The organism is Oleiphilus sp. HI0043 (assembly GCF_001634935.1).
Genome location: NZ_LWEY01001676.1, coordinates 1 through 873, shown reverse-complemented (window position 1 = coordinate 873; position 873 = coordinate 1). Strand labels below are relative to the sequence as shown.

At 46.2% G+C, this 873-nt stretch carries 1 protein-coding gene; it reads left to right on the top strand.

Annotation, left to right across the window (positions count from 1 at the left end; translation table 11 throughout):
• On the top strand, window positions 1-873 hold an 873-nt coding region (gene eno / locus A3729_RS25455; protein ID WP_068634416.1), incomplete at both ends, for a phosphopyruvate hydratase.

Here is an 873-nt window from a genome sequence, read left to right as displayed (position 1 = left end):
GATGTGATTCTAGAGTCTGGTGTGGTGGGTACAGCTTGCGCTCCTTCTGGTGCGTCAACAGGCTCTCGTGAAGCCTTGGAGCTTAGAGACGGTGATAAGAGTCGTTATTTAGGTAAAGGTGTTTTAAAGGCTGTTGCCGGCATTAATGAAGAGATCAAGGCTGCGTTATTAGGTAAGGATGTTACCGATCAACGAGCTTTAGACCAAATTATGTTGGATCTGGACGGTACTGAGAATAAAGCTAAGCTGGGTGCTAATGCAATTTTGGCGGTTTCTTTGGCAGCAGCGAAAGCAGCAGCACAAGAAAAAGGCGTTGAGCTTTATGAGCATATTGCTGATCTAAACGGTACTTCTGGTCAGTACTCTATGCCTGTGCCAATGATGAATATCATCAATGGTGGTGAGCACGCAGACAACAATGTTGATATCCAAGAGTTTATGGTTCAGCCAGTTTCTGCTCCTACTTTTGCCGAAGCACTGCGTGCGGGCGCTGAAATATTCCATGGTTTGAAGAAGGTATTAAGTGAGCAAGGTCTAAATACCGCTGTGGGTGATGAGGGCGGTTTTGCGCCTGACTTGGCTTCTAATGCCGATGCATTGGCGGCAATCAAGGTTGCTGTAGCGAATGCAGGATACGAGCTAGGTAAAGACATTACGCTAGCCTTAGACTGTGCATCAACTGAGTTCTATGTTGATGGTAAATACGACATGAAAGGCGAAGGTAAGGCTTTCAGCCCTGAGCAGTTCTCTGATTATTTGGCTGAGCTTTGCGACCAGTATCCAATCGTTTCTATTGAAGACGGTCAGGACGAGTCGGATTGGGATGGGTGGAAGTATCAAACTGAAAAGTTGGGCGACAAAGTTCAATTGGTT